The sequence below is a fragment of the Alteribacillus sp. HJP-4 genome (genome assembly GCF_042139015.1).
GTDB lineage: Bacteria > Bacillota > Bacilli > Bacillales > Marinococcaceae > JBHIKY01.
In genome coordinates this window covers 155,322-174,705 of sequence record NZ_JBHIKY010000006.1, presented here as the reverse complement: position 1 = coordinate 174,705, position 19,384 = coordinate 155,322, and the positions used below count along the sequence as shown (strand labels likewise).

Below are 19,384 nucleotides of genomic sequence, written 5' to 3'. Positions count from 1 at the left end.
TTTTTCATAGGCTTTTCATGTTTTATTCCTTCTGTTTACAGGAAATGAGTTATAGGTATTCAATGTAATCAGTTTAAAAAGGGGGATATGTAAATGAATGACATGTTAAAAAGAGGATTTTTGTTAGGTCTTGGAGCTGCATCTTATGGAAAAGAACGGGTTCAGCATTACTTAGATGAGCTTGTCTCCAAAGGGAAAATTACACCGGCAGAAGCTGAGCAGTGGAAAGAAGAGCTTATCCAAAAGGGAAAGCAAAAAGAAGAGAATTGGTCCGGTCAGGCGAAAAATAAAATGCAGGACACTTTTAAAGATATGGGGCTTGCAACAGATAAAGATATCGAACGTATCGAAGAAAGGCTGCAGGCTATTGAACAAAAGCTAGATCATCTCAGCCGTGAAGACAATAATCACTCATAATTGCAGACATTGATTGTGAAAGGAAATCAAGTATGGCACTTTCTAGAAGCATTAAACACGCTAACCGCTATAGGAAAATTGCAGCGACACTTGCCCGGCACGGATTTGGTTATATTTTGCAGGAGGTAGGACTATTCCACATCCTCTCTTTGCCAAAACGACTCACTTCCAGCCCTAATGAATTCCATTCTCAATCAATAGCAACAAGAATCAGACTCGTTATTGAGGATCTTGGTCCAACATTTATTAAGCTTGGTCAGCTTATCAGTACAAGAAGGGATATTTTTCCACCCTCTGTGATTGAAGAATTGGAGAAACTTCAAGATGAAGTTCCTCCATTTCCTTTTCAACAGGCCAAGAAATTAATAGAAAATGATATGCATGATGAGCTGGGCAAGATATTTTCATACATATCAGAGGAACCGATCGCTGCTGCTTCCATCGGGCAGGTTCATCAGGGCAGGTTACTGGATGGCCGTGAGGTGGCTGTCAAAGTGCTGCGCCCGCATATAAAAGAAATACTTGAAAAAGATATAGAAATTCTAAGAGATCTTGCCAGATTGATGTCTCAGCGTTTCCAATGGGCAAGATACTACCGGCTGCAGGATATTATTGAGGAATATGGAGAAGCATTGCGGGACGAAATAGATTATTACGTGGAAGCAAGGAATATGGAAAAAATGAAAAAACATATGGAAGCTTTTCCTCACTTAATCATACCTGAAGTTTATGAAGATTACTCGAGCAGGCGTGTTCTGACGATGGAGTTTATAACCGGCTCTAAGCTGGCGGTGGTAGAGGGAAAAAAATCTGGTTATAATAAAAAGCTGCTAGGCAGAACCCTTGCAGATACGTTTTTGCACCAGGTGCTGGTTGACGGTTTTTTTCACAGTGATCCTCATCCTGGAAATATTATTTTTATTGACAGCGAAACTGCCGCTCTCGTTGACTTTGGACAAATTGGCAGGCTGAATAAATCAATGAGAAAACAATTCATTAATTATATTATTGCTATGACTCGAAAAAAACCAAAGGAAGTCGCGGAAGCAATATATGAGATGGCAGATTTTCCAGAGGATATAGATGAAGATCAATTTTCTGAGGATGTTGAGTATTTACTTCTAAAATATTATGACAAACCATTCAATGAAGTCCGCATCGGTGAAGCAATCAATGATATTTTTTCTACAGCCCACCGCTATGATATTTCCATATATAAAGAGTACACAATGCTTGCCAAGGCAATAATAACTCTCGAAAGTGTAGTCGAAGAGCTGGATCCTGAGCTCAGCATTATCGATGTAGCAGAACCATACGGAAAAAAATTGATCCGGGAAAAATTGAACCCGAAGAATCAGTTGGATGAATGGATTGAGGAAGGAAAAAAACAGAAAGAATATTTTCTGGATATCCCAAGAGAACTCCGGGATGCTCTGGAAAAATTAAATAACAGTCATGTCGGCGTGGAAATTAAAATTCCAAAAATTGATATTTTTTTAAACAAGCTTGACCGGATCAGCAACCGTTTATCCTTTAGTATTATTTTGCTGGCATTTAGTATTATTATGGTTGGTTTAATAGTCGGCTCTACTTTTGGGGACAATTCTTCTCCGCTTGTTCAGCTGCCCGTCATTGAAATCAGTTTTCTTATTTCATTTGTAATGTTTGTATGGCTGCTCTATGCCATCTTTAAATCAGGACGATTCTAAAGGCTATTGGCTTTTCTACTTACCTCTGGTCTTCATCGCGGCTGGCAGTGCTCCTGGAGTTATGATGGAATCATTCTCCCGGTGATTTAATTTTGATAAGCCTTTCGCTGGAGGCTGGCGCTTCTTCTAATTGCCAGTCCCGGCAGCAGTTTTGTAAATTATTACACTTTTATTCAGTAGTTAAATTCACTCTGTACAAAGCCTGAAGAGTAAAAGCCAGCAACACGGTGCATCCGCTTTGCTGGCTTTTACTCTTCACTCTTTTCTACCGGCAGGTCCCGATAAGAAACCCAGTCGCTCCAGCTTCCTGCGTAAAGTCTCGGCATATCATATCCAGCCTCACTCATCGCAAGGATGTTGACCGCAGCCGTAACTCCAGAGCCGCAATAAGAGATGACTGACTCATTTTGTAATGGTGCAAACAGCTTCTGCAGTTCACTTTTACTTTTCCATTCTCCCTTATCATTAATCACGTTTCTCCAGAAATAATGCTTTGCACCAGGTATATGGCCAGCTACCGGATCCACGTTGTCTTCAATGCCTTTGAACCTTTTTTCATCCCTCGCATCGATAAGAATCGTCTCATCATCATGCAGAGACAGCTTCACTTCCTCAATGTGTGCAAGCATATTCGGTTCCATATCTGCGATAAAAAACTTTTCTGCAAAGTCAGGGGTCTCTGTATCGACAGGCCTTCCCTCTTTCTCCCATAAGGAAAAAGGCTGCCCGAGAACATGAACCTGCTGGTGCCCTAAATAACGAAGCAGCCACCAAAATCGTGCTGCCATCGCCCCACCCTGATCATCATAAGCAATTACTGTCGTCTCTTGATCAATACCGGCTGCAGACAATTTCTTGACGAGAATGTCCAGATCCGGAAGAGGATGGCGGCCTCCATATTCTTCTGCAGGAGCAGCCAGATCCTCTTCAAGATCAAAGTGAACCGCCCCGGTGATGTGCTTCTTTTCATATGCCGCTATTCCAGCTTTAGGATCCTGTAATTCAAACCGGCAGTCAACTATTCTCGTCGTTTCATTTTGTAACTGCTTTTCTGTCCAATCCGCGGTAACTATTGAATGCACTGGTGGCAGCCTCCTCTGCTATGACAATTATTGTTCTGCCAAAGAATTCTTTATTCCAGATAATATATAATCTATTGATTGAATCATTTCTCTGAATCTTTTTTCCTTTGTATCCAGCTGAAACGCTAATACAGAGGAAATGAGCAGGTTCTCATGTGTGTCTTCAAGCTGCTTTAAATAAAAATAGGGAGGCTTTTCTTCGAGCACCCACTCTTTTGCAAGCGGAAGCCATTGATCTGCCGTATTTTTCACTTCATCGGCAAATGGCTTTACCACCGTTTCAAAATCAACAGCCTCCCCTTTTTCCTGTATATTCTCACGGTAATAATTCAGCGCCTGATTATTATATACCCTTAATTGATCGGATAAATCATTGAATTTCTGCCATTTCATAAAATCCCTCCTGCTTTCTTTATCTTAGCAACAGTGAGAGATTCATTCAAATAGAAAAGATATTAGCAAGCAGCCGTCTCGGTTTTTTTTCTATTTTTTCAGCTTGTTCCGCCAGCAGCGATGTGTTTTTTTGTTCTTCTAAAGATTTTTCTATCGAATCAAGGCGAAGCTGCAGTTGTTCGAGATCACTGCGGTGCTCAAACACTTGAAAAGAAACAATTTCATCTGCTTTATTTGAAATCATTCTTTCGAGCATTTTTAAATTTTCCTCCAGCTGCTCAAGCCTGTATATTACCTCATTACTTGCAGCATTCTCCCTTTCTTCAAGTATATCCTCTTTTTGAGAACCGGACAGCTGTTTAAAATACTCGAAGCTTTCCATGCTGAAGCAGAAATGTCCCTGTTGATTTTTTGTGTGGGGTACTTTGTACTTTTTTGCCCAGTTTAAAACGGTGGCAGGTGCAATTTGCAGCTCATTGGCAATGTCCTTCGTTTTCAACGTTCCATTTACCATCCCATATACCTCCCCGTACTCTAGTCCTTTATCATTCGCTTTTTACTATTGAAACCCTTTACCAATGACAGAACTAGTGGAGATTCGATGAAGAAAGTGAAAATAAATGTGAATATTACAAGGAAACAGTTTTTATTAGAAAAAATTGCATTACTACCTAATTCAATTGCATGAGATCGTCAATACTTCATATGTATTTTTCTAAAGCTGCTTGGCATTTCTGAATGGACAGTAAAAAAAAGACCGGTGACGGTCTTTTCCGTTTCGATATAGTTAATATGACTGTCAATAATTCATTTATTCTTCAGGACTTCCCTGAAGCCGCTGTGCAACAGTTTCAGGCTGAATAGCGGACAATAACACATGATCACTGTCTGCTAAAATTATACTTCTAGTTTTTCGTCCGTTCGTGACATCAATTAACATTTTTCTTTCTCGTGCTTCTTGGATCAGCCTTTTCGTCGGAGCGGAATCAGAACTGACTATAGAAACAATCCGTTCCGGAGGCATCATATTTCCAAAACCTAAATTAACAGGTTTTTCGCCCATGTTATCCCTACCTTTCTTTCCTTTCCATATCGTAACACAAATCCTCCCTGCACTGTCTACCTGGGGGGCGATAATTCACATTTCAGCAATGTTCTGTGAGGAATAAGTGTGCTATCATGTAGGAATGAAATAGTAAGGTGAAACGATTGTAACACTGTTTTATACAGACTTTTCATAACCTTAAATAAAAGGACGGTGCAGATGATGGGAATCCGGTATCCCGGCGGTAAAAAGTTTCAAGGACCAGGAAGCAATTTACATAAGAAGTCCGCAAGGGAAAATCAGGGCTTCGCCAACCGCGGGATGACGCTTGAAAAAGACATTAATGATACTAACGATTATTATTTGGCATCCGGCATCGCAGTCATCCATAAAAAGCCTACTCCCGTGCAGGTTGTCGGGGTTGATTATCCAAAAAGAAGTGCTGCAAAGATAACGGAGGCCTACTTCAAGCAACCATCCACTACAGATTACAATGGTTTATACAAAAGTAAATATATTGATTTTGAAGCAAAGGAGACACGAAATAAAACCTCCTTTCCCTTTGGTAATATCCATCCTCACCAGGTAACCCACATGGAAAATGTTATCTTCCACGGCGGCATAGCATTTCTCATCATTCGATTTTCTTCTTTAGGAGAAACCTATTTTTATGAGGCTTCTCATTTTATCTGGTGGTACAAAAATCAAACAAAGCGTAAATCAATTCCAAAGCAAAGTATAGAACAGCATGGAATGCTGCTGACGGAGGGATATATTCCCAGAGTTGATTATTTAAAAATAATAGACAAAATAATCAATACGATGTAACCATTTACTGCCAGTGTCGACTAAATTATCGGCAGCATTGTTTTATTGTCATGCTCAGAAAGGAAGAAAAATAATGAGTGAAAAATATACATCAAGACAGGAAAGACGCAAAGCTTTGGAAAATAAGAAGCACAGCAAAAAATCAAAGGAACAAAAACCGAAGCGTTCTCTTACTCGTAAACTATTAATTGCAGCACTAATTGCTGGTGTGGTCATGGTGACCGCCGGGACAATAACAGCCGTGGCAATCATGAGTACTTCGCCGGAACTCGATCCGGACCAATTGGTCTTCTCACAGGCTTCTACAATATACGATGAAAACGATGAAGAAATAACACAGCTGCAGTCGGGAGAAAATCGGGATTTAATTGATATCGATGAAGTACCCGAAAATACAAAGGCAGCGTTTATTGCTGTAGAGGACGTACGCTTTTACGATCATTTTGGGATTGATATCCGCAGACTTTTTGGTGCCCTTCAGGCAAACATATTTGGCGGATTTGGAGCAGAAGGCGCAAGCACAATTACCCAACAGGTCGTAAAAAATGCCTTCCTGAGCTCTGATAAAACAATCACAAGAAAGCTTCAGGAGCAATATCTGGCTGTTAAGATGGAACAGGAATACAGCAAGGATCAGATACTTGAAATGTACTTAAATCTAATATATTTCAACCAGGGCGCATACGGAATTGGAGAAGCAGCTAGTGTTTATTTTAATAAAGATGACATGTCAGATTTAACTATTGAGGATGCCGCACTGTTAGCAGGCATTCCAAACCGTCCTAGTTTATATGACCCTACACAGAATCCGGAAGCGGCAGAACAGCGAAGAAACCTAATTATTAACCAAATGGTGAAACACGAGTTTATAACCGAGGAAGAAGGCAAAGAGGCAATCAATGTAAGTTTAGATGAACAGATCAATCACACCCCCTCTGAAGAAAACATCGTTTACGATTCCTTTATTTCTCACGTTCAAAGTGAAATCGAAGAAGTAGATGGTATTTCTACCTCGGATCTGTATTCAGCCGGTTTAAAAATCCATACTACACTTGATACTGACCTGCAGGACTACGCCGAGGAAGTAATAACAACTGAGGAGCATATCTCGAATTACCCTGATAATGAATTATTTCAGGTCGGATTTACAATGGTTGATACCGAATCGGGAGCCGTCAAGGCGATGGTCGGCAATCGGCAGAGTGGTGATATTGCAAAGGGTTATAATTATGCCACCCGCTCTACCGCACAGCCGGGCTCAACTATAAAACCAATTCTTGACTACGGGCCTGCGATTGAATACAACCAATGGTCAACCTATCATCAATTAAAAGATGAACCGCACAAGTATTCAAATGGGAACGACATACGAAATTATTCCGGCAACTATGCAGGAAATGTCAGTATGAGAGAAGCGCTTGTCCGTTCGCTAAACATCCCGGCAGTAAAAGCTTTACAGGAAACTGGTCTTGATGAAGCGACTGAATTTGCACAAGGCCTGGGAATGCCTTTTGAAAGAGATGATATCTTTGAAGCAGCAGCTCTCGGAGGCGTCTCCAACATTTCAAGCATCGATATGGCCGGAGCATATTCTGCTTTCGGCAATGGCGGCACCTATAATGAGCCATATACTGTGCGAAAAGTAGAATTTCCAGACGGCCGGGAAATTAACCTCGAACCCGAGTCTCATGAAGCGATGAGCGATTACACAGCCTATATGATTACAGATATGTTAAAAGATGTACTAACAGATGATCGAGGCACCGGCCGTGCGGCCAATATTTCGGGGCTTCCGGTAGCTGGAAAAACTGGCACAACGAATTTCACTTCCGAAGAGCAGCAGCAATTTAATATTCCCTCCGGCGGGGATCCGGATGTATGGTTTAACGGCTACACTACAAAGTATACTGCCTCTGTCTGGACAGGATTCAGCGGGAATCGTGGCGATGGCTACCTTTCTGGAGCAGAAAGTGATATAGCAAAAGATATCTTCAAACTTATTATGACGAGAGCTTCAGAAGATATCGACACACCAGACTTTGAAAAACCAGATTCGGTACAGGAAATAGATCTTGAGAAAAGCACTGGTGACCGAGCCAGCCCGTATACACCAGAAAGTGAAATTATTACGGAGCTGTATGTAAAAGGGACGGCACCTGAAGACGTTTCAACTGAATTTGCTACTCCTTCTGAAATCAGCGGGTTAAATGCACAGTATGACGAAGCCAATAATCGAATTCAAGTAAGCTGGAACTACGATGATTCTGATCTTGAAGGACGGTCTTTCCAGATAGAGCACAGCGTGGATGGCAGCAGTTACGAAGAAGTATCTAACCAGCAGGAGATGCAGTACACACTTAGCAGCCCTAAAAGAGATGCGTCACACAGCTTCCGAGTAACTGTGATAAATGATGAAGGACCGGATGAGTCCAGTGATTCTGCGGAAGTGGAAGTAAATGTTCCGGCAGCTAATGCAGAAGAGGAATCCGAAGAAGAGATTGAAGAACAACCAGCAGAAGAAGAGAATCAAGAATCGGATGAAAATGAAGAATCAGAGGAGCCTGGAGATTCAGGAGAATCTTCTGAGGATGAGAATACCGAGGACGGGTCCAATAATGGCGATGATTCCGGCGATAACGGCGGAGATGATGGCGCAGGTGACAATGGAAGTGATAATGGCGCAGGTGACAATGGAAGTGATAATGGCGCAGGTGACAATGGAAGTGATAATGGCAGCGACAATGGAAATGGTGATTCCGGAGACAACGGAGATAATAGTGACAGCAATGACAGCGGTGATGACTCTGGCAGCGGTGATGACTCTGGCAGCGGTGATGACTCTGGCAGCGGTGATGACTCTGGCAGCGGTGATGACTCTGGAGGGGATGAAGGGGAAGCCAGCTCCTCTGAATCCGAAGGGAACAGCGAAGACAGTGGTGATGACGACAGCAGCGACGAGTAATGCTAAGGGGCTGTATAAAAAGCCCTTAACGTAAAATACCATGGACACCCGACTCCTTGATACGCATCAAAAAAACAGCTGATTCATGGTATAATCTTGGAAAGTGACCGTTAGGTTACTCATAAAAATCGCCTTATTTCGTTAATGGGTTGTGGTGACTACATTATACCGAAAGAGGCGATTTTTTTGTAAAGGAAACAGGAAAAAGGAGTTGTCAAAAGGTCCTCTTTTCATGACCTTTTGATACATCTTTCATAAAATGCTCCGTCAAAACGCTTCGCTTTCCGCGGGCACGGCTCAAGCCTCCCCGGCAGAAAGAACACTGCCTGTGGAGTCTTGAGACACGTGCTGCTCCGGTGGGCTCAGCGCCGTCTGAAAATCCATTCTGGCGAAGCTTCCCTGAGACAGAATTAGTTGAAGACAAGCCCCGCGGAAAGCGTCCGCCTAAAGTGATGAAATCAACAAAAAATCAACAAAATCTTTACTCTTTCTTATTTTTAAAAAAGCTGACACCTAAACATGCCAGCTTTCGTACGGTCTTTGACTTGAAGTAAGTTCAATACAAGAAATGCCAAGTCACCCTTATGGTGTTTATTCTTCGATTGAAGAACGGAAGGCGGCGACTCCGGGTCGATTAAAACCGGCCACGTCCTGTGGCCAACATCGACACTAGCACGTCCTGTGCGTCGTGGGAATAGTTTGCGGAAAAGACGCCGTAGAAGCGTCAGCTGTCCGAGGTGGCTGAGATCAAGCCCGCGGAAAGCGTCCGCCTGCAGGGATGAAATCAACCAAATTTCTTTTAAATAGTTGATAATGAAGCGTATTCTTCTTCGAGAATGTGTTTTCTCGAATGATCGTAAAGGGACTCTGCCTTCTCCTCTTCCATTTTTAATGAATTCAGCAGTTTATCACGGCACTGATTTTCAAATGCCTCTGAGTGAAGAAGGATTGCCTCGGCACTCCTCTTTTCAAACAATTCTGTTAAGGCTGTAAGCTGAAGCTGTAAGTCATTAGAGAAAGTCTCTTTAAGTTCAAGTACTTTTCGGTTTTCGAAGAAATCTTTTGCTGATTTGTAATAGGCAAGATATTTTCCCTTATCTTCCTGGTTTTCATAAGGTTCATATTTCCTTGGAATTTCCGGAACCACTTCTGGTTTATGAACAGTAGGAAATTCCATCTGCCATGAGGAAATCTTATGCTGAAGCATTATTTCCACATCATTTTTTTGAAGCTCTTCAATTCGAATCATCAGTGCTTCCTGCTCCTGCTGCAAATATCGATTCACGAAGGATTCGAGCTCCTGTAACGCCCCTTGAAGCTGCTGTTTTTGCTGTTTTTTCGTTGAAGCATAAATGGTGCCCGGATGTATAATATGTGAAAAATAATCTTGAGTGATAAATCTGATTCTTTGTTTTAAAAACGTACATTGCTGTTTTAATTCTTCAAGAGATTCCTCTGTTAACTTCTCAAAGCTTATCTCGCATGCCTGCTTAGAGAACAACTGTAATTTATTTTTTTTTCTGTTTAAGATGTCGGTAAGATCTGATGGATGCTCTTCCATATCGCGAAGAACATTCTTCATACTTTTTTGAAGGGCTGTCCACTTCTTTTTTAACCTTTGTGCATGTGCCAGTTTTAGTGCTGTCCAGACAGTATTTGAAAATTTATCTTCAAACATCCGGAATGCTGTCTTGCCATCGGTATTATTCTGCTTCTCATAAAGGCCTTCTTTACTTGAGAGTGCTGTTAGCCTTGGTCTTTCGATTCCATTTTTCTTGAGCTGGCCGAGCACATGATTAGTTACTCCATTTAACTCTTCCTGTGTATCGGCAAGATCAGCGGCATTAATAATAAAAAAGAGCTTATCTTCATCAAAATTTTCATTTATTCTGCCTAGCTGCTGGAGAAATAATTCATCAGACTTGGAGAAGGCATGATTGAAATAGGTTAAATAAAAGATGGCATCCGAATACTTAAGCTGTTCAAAAGCTACGTTTGTATGCCTGCTGTGAATAGAATTCACACCTGGTGTATCGATAATTTCGAGCCCTTTATTTGTCCATCCACAATCATAATATACTGTTACCTGCTTGATCATGCAGGCTTTCTGCTCATTTGCGACCCATTCGTTTAATTGTTCAAGTGAAGTGGTTTTCTCTTCTCCAAAAGGAATCGCTTCTTTGGATAAGCTTTGCTGTAACGTAAACAAATATTGAGCATAGGTTTTCTGATGCTCATTTAATTTGGCCGGCGCCGGTTTTTTCCAGTCTGCAATGGAATCAATTGACACTTCTTCGTTTAATTGCCTGGATGTGTCCACAATCTCTTGATTTACTAGCTTCTTCTCTTTCATTTGAAGGACAACAGTTCCATGAGGAAAACCAACTTCTGACTGTTTCACAATATTAACTGCCGCTGTTGTCGGATGAGGTGAGACTGGCACTACTGTATCACCGAGCATAGCGTTAATAAAACTTGATTTTCCTGCACTAAAGGCGCCAAACAAGGAAATTTTGATTGTATTTTGTTGATATTCTTTAAGCGTGTCTGCTAAATCATTTTTCTCATCCTGAAATAAATGATTTGAGCGGAACATGGAAAGATACGTTTTTAATGGCTGGAGAAAGCTCTCATCTATTGAATAGAATTCTTTCTCCTCCCATTCATAAGCTGCTTCTTTTGAAACCAGTTCATCCTGCTCCACAGAAATATGTTCAGGTTCCTGGTCTGGAAAAGAGAGATGGGAAGCTTTTTTCAACATCTCAATTAATTGAGATGCTTCTTTTCTATTCTTGAGCCAATTTATGCATGTTTCTATTTCCGCATTATATTCAGCCCTCTTTTTCTCCCATTCGGACCAGTCGTTTTCTGCCCCTCTGCTTTGCTCCAGCACTTTTGAAAGCTTAATCTTTTTTTCATCAAAAGATCGGGAAATCGACTGCTCATGTAGCCTGTTCAATGGTTCAGAAGCTTTCTTTAACTGTTTTACCAGGCTGGCAGTTACATTACCTGTGAATGTATAAACAAACTGGCGGTTGATTTCACCTGTTGATGAAAAAGAAGCCAAGAATGATTCATCTACCTGCAGCTCAAGCCCCCGTACTTGTTTTTCAAATTCTTCATCATTTTCCAGATAGGACGTGTCTGCTTTTAAAAGCATTTTCTTTACGTGAATAAGAAGCTGGGTCTGAATATTTTCATTTACTTCGTTTATTAATGCGAGACTTCTTTTCTGTTTTTCTTCTTCGGTTTTTTTCGAGCTGAAAAGAAAACCGACTTTGAAATGCTTTTGCTGGCTTTCAAGCCATTCCCTCGCCTTTTCAGTAGTCGAATATGGAAACAAGGTTACATTATCAAACAGCTGGCTTCGCTCCTGGTAAAGCGATTGTATCGCTTGCTGCTTTTCTTCTTCCACATATCTCCATTCTTTTTCTACTTCTGCCCTGTTCATTGCAGCCTCGGGTTCTGAACCTTTATTATGCATTGCCTCTTTCCAATACTCAAAGGCTTCCTGCTTTTCCTCCTCGAGCTTTTCAATTAAATGATGAACACTTCCATTCTCCAGGGTTTTCAGACTCGTTTTTATTAAATCTTCACTATTAAACATTACTGCTTTAATAAATTGTGCAAAATAATCGTACTGATTTAAGGCGTGTTCGTCTTTTTTCATGGAGGTAAAAAATATTTCAAGCGGAGAAACAGATGAGCGTGCCAGCATCCCCCTTATAGAACGCTCAAAAGCCTGCACCGACAATTCTTTATCTTCGTGTTTATCAATTTGATTTATTACTAGAACAATTGGCTTTTTTTCATTGGAAAGCTGCTGCAAAAAACGAATATTTGTATCAGACTGAACATGGTTATAATCAGTTACGTACACTACCATATCGCTCGTATAAAGGCGGTCCATTGTCACCTTCTGGTGGTCAGGGTCGGTCGAATCCACCCCTGGTGTATCCAGGATTCTTCCGGCAGCCCCCAAAAAAGGAAGCGGTGCATAAATATCAATCATACGGACGGATTTCCCATCCATTCCCCAGCGCCTTGCTTCATTCCACGGAATCTCATCCTCCCATTTGACTATTTCTCCAGTCGACTTGGTCACCTTTAAACCGACTGGTCCGTTTTGAATCGAGATAATATTTGCACTAGTGGGGATCGGGCTGGTCGGCAGGAGTTCATTTCCGAGAAGTCGGTTTAATAATGTCGATTTCCCAGCAGAAAAATGACCGCAGAAAGCAACTTCAAATGATTCTTCTTCCGCTTTTACTTTTAATTTACGCAGGCGATTGTAATCATCTTCTCGAAAAGGCAGTGATTCTAACTCCGCTTCAGGACCTGCTTGCAATTTTGACATACCTTGATCTACTCCTACTCTTCTTCATTATTTCTAATTATGATTCCTTCATTTTTATCACAGCAAACTGTTTTCGAGTTTCTTCATATAATTCACGGAGCTGGATGTAAGAATGATAATGATCTGGATTATTGAGTGCATAGGCCAGTCTTTCACCACTGTTTACAGGTGTTTTATTTAACTCTGGTAAGAGTGCCTCAAGAGACTCTGCTGATGACGTTTGTGTTTTTAAGTTGTTCATCCAAAATAATATATTGATGAAACGAGCGATGCCAATGATCATATACGGCCTTGCTTCCTGGCGGTTCTCATTTTTAAATAACCGCTGAAGGATGTCTCTTTCTTCTTCCCAGCGATTTATATAAGCCGGCACCCACATTTTTTTATGCAGCCAGGGTAAGTTTTCCAGTTTATTATTCTCAGCCAGTATTTCAGCGTAAAAAGGGATTTCAAACATCGGTTCGGTGGATTTAATGTCCCCGCTGTTCAAGGAGTTCGTATTATAAAAAGGGGGATGTACCAACGAGGGAGGGATCAGAAGCTCAGGCATGATATAATTCCCTTTTTTTCATCCGCTTCTTTCCTTCTCTGCATATATCCAGCAGCTGGCAATTATCACAACGAGGAGACTGTGACTTACAATGATACCTTCCAAAGAAAATAAGCCTGTGATGAGTGTCGGACCATTCCTCTTCTGGAATTTTTTTCATAAGAGTTTTTTCTACTTCAATTACGCTGTCTTTCCAGCGGCAGATGCCAAGCCGCTTCGTCACTCTTTCCACATGAGTATCAACTGCGATTGCCGGCATGTTAAACGCCACAGAGGCGACGACGTTTGCTGTTTTTCTCCCTACACCTGCCAGCCCCATTAATTCTTCTCTTGATTTTGGAACTTCTCCATTGAACTGCTCTAGTAACGAACGAGATAATTTTTTTATATTTTTTGCCTTATTTCGATATAATCCAATGGAACGTATGTCCTTTTCTAACTGTTCTTGTGATACTTCTGCAAAATCCTCCGGTGTTTTATACTTTTCAAATAAACCAGGGGTTACTTTGTTGACGAGAGCATCCGTGCATTGGGCAGACAATACAACTGCAATCAAAAGCTCAAACGGGTTGGAGTATCTCAGTTCGCACTCCGCCTCTGGATACATTCCTGCAATTGTATCAAGCGCATACGTTATCTGCTTATTAGTCAGCATAGTTCTGCAGCTTCCTTTCTACGATTCATCAAGCCAATTAATATTAGGATAGGCCGGTCCCTTTTCTTTTTCCTTTTGATTATAGCGTTTTGACTGCTGTTTTCTAAACTTCTCACCATAAACTTTGGCATCAGCAGCAGTCCGGATACCATTTTTTGTCCATTCATGAAGCACCCGATCCATGTATCTTAAATTTAGTTTACCAGAAAGCACACATTCACGCAGGGCCTGGCGGATAAGTTCCGTTTTGTATTTATCCTGATCAATCCATACTTTAATCGTCTCACATTCCATCGGTGAAAGAGGTCTTGAAAATTCTTCTTCAAAAATTTCAAAAAGTTGTCCCTCATCATTCCCTGAAGGCTGCTGAGTGAGTTTTTCTGAAAATAATTCTTCAGTAAGTCGTTCATATAAAGGCAGTAAAGAATAAGTTTCATAGAAAAGATGATCTTCATCCTGTGCCTCCTGCATTTGTAAAAACCCATTCTTTATTAAAGAGCGCAGCTTACCTGCACATTGTTTTTCAGTTAAAGACATTTGCTGCGATAATTCCGAAGGTGTCGGAAAGGGATGCTGTTCATCGATAAAACGCTGGATGTGCATAAGCATCATAAGTTCTATTTCATCTAAGCCGATTTTCACATAATTATCAAGCAGCAATTTTGGCAGTGATACATGACCGGTTTGAAGAGCAGTGGCAATGTTTAATCGATTCATTCTTGTCCTCCTTCCCAAGAAAAATTGATAAGAAAAGCCCCCAGACCGGGGGCTGTCCTACGGGTATAATCGATTGAGCAGGCGTGGAAACGGAATGGTCTCCCGTACGTGTTCCACTCCAGCGATCCATGCAACAGTCCGTTCTAACCCGAGCCCGAATCCTGAATGAGGCACGGTACCGTACTTTCGCAGATCCAGATACCACTGATAGGCATCCTCTGATAACTGATGTTCTTTGAAGCGTTCCTCCATCAGCTCAGGGTCATCGATCCTCTGGCTGCCCCCGATAATTTCTCCGTAGCCTTCCGGGGCAATTAAATCAGCACATAATACAACTTCCGCTCTTTCGGGATCCGGCTTCATGTAAAAAGCCTTTATGTCCGCAGGGTAGTTAGTAATAAACACTGGTGTTTCGTGGCTGTCTGCAATCGCAGTTTCATGCGGAGCCCCAAAATCTTCTCCCCATGAAATGTCATACCCTTTTTTTTGAAGAAATGCAATCGCATCATCATAGGACATTCTTGGAAATGGAGCTTTTATTGACTTGAGCTTTTCCGTATCTCTATCAAGTGCTTTCAACTCAAGTCTGCAGCGGTCAAGAACCGACTGGACTACATCGGTGACATAATTTTCCTGAATGACCAGGCTTTCTTCATGATCTACGAAAGCCATCTCCGGTTCGATCATCCAAAATTCAATAAGATGGCGGCGTGTTTTTGATTTTTCTGCCCGGAAGGTTGGTCCAAATGAAAAAACCTTATTAAATGCTATGGCTGCAGCTTCCATATAAAGCTGGCCGGATTGAGATAAAAAAGCATCCTCATCAAAATATTTGGTGTGGAATAAATTTGTAGTTCCTTCCGCAGAACTGCCTGTTAAAATTGGCGGATCAACTTTAATAAAACCTTCTTTATCAAAAAATTCATACGTTGCTCTAATAATTTCATTTCTAATCCGCATAATAGCGTGCTGCTTTTTTGACCTCAGCCATAAATGACGATGATCCATTAAAAATTCTGGGCCGTGTTCTTTTGGAGTAATCGGATAATCCACTGCTTTATGGATAATTTCTACATTTGAAACCTGAAGCTCGAATCCCGATGGAGAGCGTTCATCTTCTTTAACGCTTCCGGTCACGTACAGTGAACTTTCCTGTGTCAGGTTTTTTATTTCCCGGAAAGCTTCTTCTCCGATTTCGTTTTTTACGACCACACCTTGGATAAAGCCGGTTCCATCACGCAGCTGTAAAAAAGCAATCTTTCCACTTGTTCGTTTATTTGCAAGCCAGCAGCCTATTATTACTTCAGCACCAGCGTGACTGCCTACTTTCTCTATTGTTGTTTTCACTAAAAGTCCCCCTCTATTCATTTACGAAGGAAATTCTTATTGATGATTTCGAATAAAACGCTCAATTCTTATCAGCGCTTCTTCAAGAACATCAAATGATGTTGCATAAGATAAACGGATATTATCAGGTGAACCGAATCCGCTTCCCGGAACAACGGCAACTTTTTCTTCCTCCAGCAGAGCATTAACCCAATCCTCCACAGTTTGAAAACCATTTACTTCAACAGCTTTTTTTACGTTTGGAAAAAGGTAGAAGGCACCTTCCGGTTTCACACATGTCACTCCAGGAATTTGAACAAGCTGGGCATAGATTTTTTCGAGCCTGTCTTCAAAAGCCTCTCTCATTTTTTCCACTGATCCATCATCTTCTGTGTATGCCGCAATAGCTCCGTACTGAGCATTGGCTGTTGGATTAGATGTGGAATGGCTGGCGAGGTTTGTCATTGCTTTAATAATATCTTTTCTTCCGGCTGCATAACCAATGCGCCAGCCTGTCATAGAGTGTGATTTAGAAACTCCATTAATAATAATTGTCTGCTCTTTCAGCTCAGGTGAAAATTGTGCGATGGAGTAGTGTTCTGCTCCTCCATACACGAGCTTTTCATAAATTTCATCGGAGACGATAAGCAGATCAAGCCGCATTGCAGTTTCTCCAAGGGCTTTTAATTCAGCTGAAGTGTACATGCTTCCGGTTGGGTTGCTCGGAGAATTAATGATTACTGCTTTTGTTTTATTCGTTACGGTTTGTTCGAGCTGCGCTGGTGTTATTTTGAAAGCATTTTCTTCTGCACCCTCAACAATAACTGGACGTCCACCGGCAAGCTTTACCTGCTCCGGGTAGCTTACCCAGTAAGGAGCTGGTATGATTACTTCATCTTCTTCATCAAGAACGGACTGAAACAAAGTATAAAGTGCGTGCTTAGCACCGGTACAGACAACAATTTCATCTGCAGAATATTCCAGGTCTTGATCATCTTTGAATTTTGTTATTACCGCATCCTTGAGCTGAGGCAGTCCGCCGGATGGAGTATATTTAGTATGGCCTTCTTTCATCGATTGAACAGCGGCTTCAATTATGTAGGAAGGAGTATTGAAATCTGGTTCTCCGGCTCCAAGGCCGATCACATCATGTCCGTCTGCTTTCAATGCTTTAGCTTTGGCAGTAATTGCGAGTGTAGAAGATGGTGTTAAAGTAGAAACTCTCTTTGATAGTTGCATTATTTATCCTCCCTGTACGTTCTTTAGTTTATACATTTAAGTGTAATGATTCCTTTGTTTATATTCAAGAGCAGGCTTCAGTTGGAGTTCATCAAGAGACTTTATTTACCCCGTACTTAAACTGTATCGCTTAATGAAATCCCCTGTTTCCATGGACATGTAATAATAATGCAGTCTGCCATCTTTCTTTAGTGTAATCTCATACAAAGCTCTGCCATTTTCATAGCCGGAACGAATCCTCTCTGCTTTATGATGCCCGGCTCTCTCCAATGCGGCATTCATCGCCTCTTCTGCGGGGAAGATGTCTTGTTGTGTCAATCTTTCCACAAGCTTACCGCCTGAAAAGAATAACCTCTCCATCCCTCCTTCTGAAACCGTAACATCTACTATATTTACTGTGGCCTTCCCATGAAAGCGGCTCATTCCAGTGACAGATTCTACGTTGTCTTCCTGTAACGCAGCAGCCTCTATATTATCGAACGCATCAACAAGTGGTGCTCTGCTCATGACATAAAGTGCTGTCAAACCAATAACTGCTAATATTATTAACCCTGCTGCAGCGATTACTAACCGCCTCATAAAACGGCATCCTTCCTCTACGTACGATATATTGAGAATATCATCTTATTTTCGTGATTTTCATCAAGAGCAAGTCCAAACATTAAATCATCATATTTTAAAGACCTGTTTAATGCATCGACAATTTTATATAGATCAGGAGTTGACTCTACTGTTACAGTAGATATTTTCTCTATCTTATCACCCATACTTTTCAATCCCCCTTTTTATTTTCCCTAAAAAGTGTGTCGATCGCACGCGAATGCCGGTTTGCCTCAAAAACAATCTTTTCTTCGTCGAGAGTCTGCAGTGCCCGATTTTTTAAAAGCTGTCTCCCATTGACAAAAACATCTGTCACGTCGTGACCCGAAGCAGTATATATGAGATGGGAAAAAAGATTTTGTAGTGGCTGGAGGTGGGCAGAGCTTATATCAAGCATAATAAAATCAGCGGCTGCTCCTTCCCTCACTATGCCGGAATCCTTGAAACCGAGGGCTTCTGCTCCATTTTTTGTTGCCATTTGTAAAGCAGAATGTGCAGATAAGGCTGCAGGGTTTTGGTCAGCTGCCTTCTGAAGCAGCACAGCAAAACGCATTTCTTCAAATATATCAAGGGTGTTATTGGAAACAGTGCTGTCCGTTCCTAGTGACACCGGAATATTTTTCTTTAGCATCCGGGAAACTGGAGCGATGCCTGAGCCAAGCTTAGCGTTGCTCATTGGATTATGAGAAACAGATACCGGTTTCCCGGAAAGCATATCCATTTCTGACTCTGATATATGAACGACATGAGTAAGCAATGCAGTTTGTTCAAAAAAGCCCAACTCGTGTAAATGATCGACCGGACTTCTCCCGTAATCTCTTTTATGATCATTAACCTCTTTAAGTGTTTCAGCCAGATGAATACCAAGTGGAAGTCGATAGCTTCGGGATGATTCGATAATTTTTTCTAAAAAAGGGGGCTTACATGTATAGGGCGCGTGAGGAAACAGCATCCCTTTAATATGACCATTACTTTCAGCTTCCCAATCTTTTGCGAAAGTAACTGCTTCCTTAAGTTTTCCCCTTTGCTCCTCCTCAGTACCAAAACCTATCATACCGCGGGCAAGGACTGCTTTTAAACCTGAATCCATGACCAACTCATATACGTCATTCATATATAAATGATACATATCAAGAAAAGCTATTGTTCCGTTTTTTATCATTTCTATTAACGCGAGTGAAGTTCCTGCTCTAACTGATTGCTTAGTAAAAACGGCTTCTCTTGGCCAAATTTCATGCTCAAGCCAGTCTTGAAGCGGCAGATCATCTGCACACCCCCGTATTAATGCCATTGGAGTGTGACCGTGTGTATTATACATTCCGGACATCAGCAGCTTACCTTTTCCGGAAATTTTCTCTATAAATCCTGAAGTGCTGTCCTTGTCTGGCATTGAGCTTGAGATGCTAATGATTTTTCCATTTTTTACTTCTACATTTTTATTGGGTAATACTTGGAAATTCTTTAGTATATGAACGTCCGTAATTATAAAATGAGACATTCCTTC

General features: G+C 41.3%; 17 protein-coding genes. 4 read left to right on the top strand and 13 right to left on the bottom strand.

What is annotated here, in order from left to right:
• Positions 1 to 93: 93 nt before the first annotated feature.
• Positions 94 to 417, top strand: a complete 324-nt coding sequence (locus ACE4RR_RS07750; RefSeq protein ID WP_375534838.1) for a phasin family protein — start codon at positions 94 to 96, stop codon at positions 415 to 417.
• 32 nt (positions 418 to 449) lie between these two features.
• On the top strand, positions 450 to 2,126 hold the full coding sequence (locus tag ACE4RR_RS07745) for an ABC1 kinase family protein (RefSeq protein ID WP_375534837.1): 1,677 nt from the start codon (positions 450 to 452) through the stop codon (positions 2,124 to 2,126).
• A gap of 248 nt (positions 2,127 to 2,374) precedes the next feature.
• Here ACE4RR_RS07745 and ACE4RR_RS07740 read toward each other — a convergent pair whose 3' ends face one another.
• From ACE4RR_RS07740 to ACE4RR_RS07725, 4 genes are all read right to left on the bottom strand, one after another.
• Positions 2,375 to 3,208: a sulfurtransferase gene (locus ACE4RR_RS07740; protein WP_375534836.1), complete on the bottom strand. Its 834-nt coding sequence runs from the start codon at positions 3,206 to 3,208 to the stop codon at positions 2,375 to 2,377.
• A 27-nt stretch (positions 3,209 to 3,235) separates the two neighbouring features.
• A complete protein-coding gene (locus tag ACE4RR_RS07735; protein WP_375534835.1) occupies positions 3,236 to 3,601 on the bottom strand; it encodes a YppE family protein in 366 nt (121 codons plus the stop codon).
• Positions 3,602 to 3,647: 46 nt separating this feature from the next.
• A complete protein-coding gene (locus ACE4RR_RS07730; RefSeq protein ID WP_375534834.1) occupies positions 3,648 to 4,115 on the bottom strand; it encodes a hypothetical protein in 468 nt (155 codons plus the stop codon).
• A 297-nt stretch (positions 4,116 to 4,412) separates the two neighbouring features.
• Positions 4,413 to 4,664 (bottom strand): DUF370 domain-containing protein, encoded by a 252-nt coding sequence (locus ACE4RR_RS07725; RefSeq protein WP_375534833.1) that lies wholly within the window; start codon positions 4,662 to 4,664, stop codon positions 4,413 to 4,415.
• A 204-nt stretch (positions 4,665 to 4,868) separates the two neighbouring features.
• On the opposite strand from ACE4RR_RS07725, the gene recU reads away from it, so the two are divergent.
• Both recU and ACE4RR_RS07715 read left to right on the top strand, forming a co-directional pair.
• Positions 4,869 to 5,474: a Holliday junction resolvase RecU gene (gene recU / locus ACE4RR_RS07720; RefSeq protein ID WP_375534891.1), complete on the top strand. Its 606-nt coding sequence runs from the start codon at positions 4,869 to 4,871 to the stop codon at positions 5,472 to 5,474.
• A gap of 73 nt (positions 5,475 to 5,547) precedes the next feature.
• Positions 5,548 to 8,436: a transglycosylase domain-containing protein gene (locus tag ACE4RR_RS07715; protein ID WP_375534832.1), complete on the top strand. Its 2,889-nt coding sequence runs from the start codon at positions 5,548 to 5,550 to the stop codon at positions 8,434 to 8,436.
• Between the two features lie 799 nt (positions 8,437 to 9,235).
• Here the strand turns inward: ACE4RR_RS07715 and ACE4RR_RS07710 are convergent.
• From ACE4RR_RS07710 to ACE4RR_RS07670, 9 genes are all read right to left on the bottom strand, one after another.
• A complete protein-coding gene (locus ACE4RR_RS07710; RefSeq protein WP_375534831.1) occupies positions 9,236 to 12,793 on the bottom strand; it encodes a dynamin family protein in 3,558 nt (1,185 codons plus the stop codon).
• 37 nt (positions 12,794 to 12,830) lie between these two features.
• Positions 12,831 to 13,343, bottom strand: a complete 513-nt coding sequence (locus tag ACE4RR_RS07705; protein ID WP_375534830.1) for a YpoC family protein — start codon at positions 13,341 to 13,343, stop codon at positions 12,831 to 12,833.
• Complete coding sequence (nth, locus tag ACE4RR_RS07700) at positions 13,336 to 13,998, bottom strand: endonuclease III (RefSeq protein ID WP_375534829.1); 663 nt, start codon at positions 13,996 to 13,998, stop codon at positions 13,336 to 13,338. Before nth ends, ACE4RR_RS07705 begins: the two co-directional genes overlap by 8 nt.
• 18 nt (positions 13,999 to 14,016) lie before the next feature.
• Positions 14,017 to 14,715, bottom strand: a complete 699-nt coding sequence (locus tag ACE4RR_RS07695) for a DnaD domain-containing protein (protein WP_375534828.1) — start codon at positions 14,713 to 14,715, stop codon at positions 14,017 to 14,019.
• Positions 14,716 to 14,772: 57 nt separating this feature from the next.
• Entirely contained in the window at positions 14,773 to 16,062 is a 1,290-nt protein-coding gene (gene asnS, locus ACE4RR_RS07690; protein ID WP_375534827.1) for an asparagine--tRNA ligase, read from the bottom strand.
• Positions 16,063 to 16,098: 36 nt separating this feature from the next.
• The gene (locus tag ACE4RR_RS07685) at positions 16,099 to 17,280 is read right to left on the bottom strand and encodes a pyridoxal phosphate-dependent aminotransferase (protein WP_375534826.1); all 1,182 of its coding nucleotides are present in this window, start codon (positions 17,278 to 17,280) and stop codon (positions 16,099 to 16,101) included.
• 105 nt (positions 17,281 to 17,385) lie between these two features.
• Positions 17,386 to 17,859, bottom strand: coding sequence for a PepSY domain-containing protein (locus tag ACE4RR_RS07680; protein ID WP_375534825.1), 474 nt, complete (start codon positions 17,857 to 17,859; stop codon positions 17,386 to 17,388).
• A gap of 17 nt (positions 17,860 to 17,876) precedes the next feature.
• A complete protein-coding gene (locus ACE4RR_RS07675) occupies positions 17,877 to 18,047 on the bottom strand; it encodes a YpmA family protein (RefSeq protein ID WP_375534824.1) in 171 nt (56 codons plus the stop codon).
• A 5-nt stretch (positions 18,048 to 18,052) separates the two neighbouring features.
• Complete coding sequence (locus tag ACE4RR_RS07670; RefSeq protein ID WP_375534823.1) at positions 18,053 to 19,378, bottom strand: amidohydrolase; 1,326 nt, start codon at positions 19,376 to 19,378, stop codon at positions 18,053 to 18,055.
• Positions 19,379 to 19,384 lie beyond the last annotated feature (6 nt).

Bases quoted from the DNA above. Each gene is read 5' to 3' on its own strand.
- ACE4RR_RS07750 (WP_375534838.1), top strand. From the start codon at position 94: ATGAATGACATGTTAAAAAGAGGATTTTTGTTAGGTCTTGGAGCTGCA.
- ACE4RR_RS07745 (WP_375534837.1), top strand. From the start codon at position 450: ATGGCACTTTCTAGAAGCATTAAACACGCTAACCGCTATAGGAAAATT.
- ACE4RR_RS07735 (WP_375534835.1), bottom strand. From the start codon at position 3,601: ATGAAATGGCAGAAATTCAATGATTTATCCGATCAATTAAGGGTATAT.
- ACE4RR_RS07730 (WP_375534834.1), bottom strand. From the start codon at position 4,115: ATGGTAAATGGAACGTTGAAAACGAAGGACATTGCCAATGAGCTGCAA.
- ACE4RR_RS07725 (WP_375534833.1), bottom strand. From the start codon at position 4,664: ATGGGCGAAAAACCTGTTAATTTAGGTTTTGGAAATATGATGCCTCCG.
- recU (WP_375534891.1), top strand. From the start codon at position 4,869: ATGGGAATCCGGTATCCCGGCGGTAAAAAGTTTCAAGGACCAGGAAGC.
- ACE4RR_RS07715 (WP_375534832.1), top strand. From the start codon at position 5,548: ATGAGTGAAAAATATACATCAAGACAGGAAAGACGCAAAGCTTTGGAA.
- ACE4RR_RS07710 (WP_375534831.1), bottom strand. From the start codon at position 12,793: ATGTCAAAATTGCAAGCAGGTCCTGAAGCGGAGTTAGAATCACTGCCT.
- ACE4RR_RS07705 (WP_375534830.1), bottom strand. From the start codon at position 13,343: ATGCCTGAGCTTCTGATCCCTCCCTCGTTGGTACATCCCCCTTTTTAT.
- nth (WP_375534829.1), bottom strand. From the start codon at position 13,998: ATGCTGACTAATAAGCAGATAACGTATGCGCTTGATACAATTGCAGGA.
- ACE4RR_RS07695 (WP_375534828.1), bottom strand. From the start codon at position 14,715: ATGAATCGATTAAACATTGCCACTGCTCTTCAAACCGGTCATGTATCA.
- ACE4RR_RS07685 (WP_375534826.1), bottom strand. From the start codon at position 17,280: ATGCAACTATCAAAGAGAGTTTCTACTTTAACACCATCTTCTACACTC.
- ACE4RR_RS07680 (WP_375534825.1), bottom strand. From the start codon at position 17,859: ATGAGGCGGTTAGTAATCGCTGCAGCAGGGTTAATAATATTAGCAGTT.
- ACE4RR_RS07675 (WP_375534824.1), bottom strand. From the start codon at position 18,047: ATGGGTGATAAGATAGAGAAAATATCTACTGTAACAGTAGAGTCAACT.
- ACE4RR_RS07670 (WP_375534823.1), bottom strand. From the start codon at position 19,378: ATGTCTCATTTTATAATTACGGACGTTCATATACTAAAGAATTTCCAA.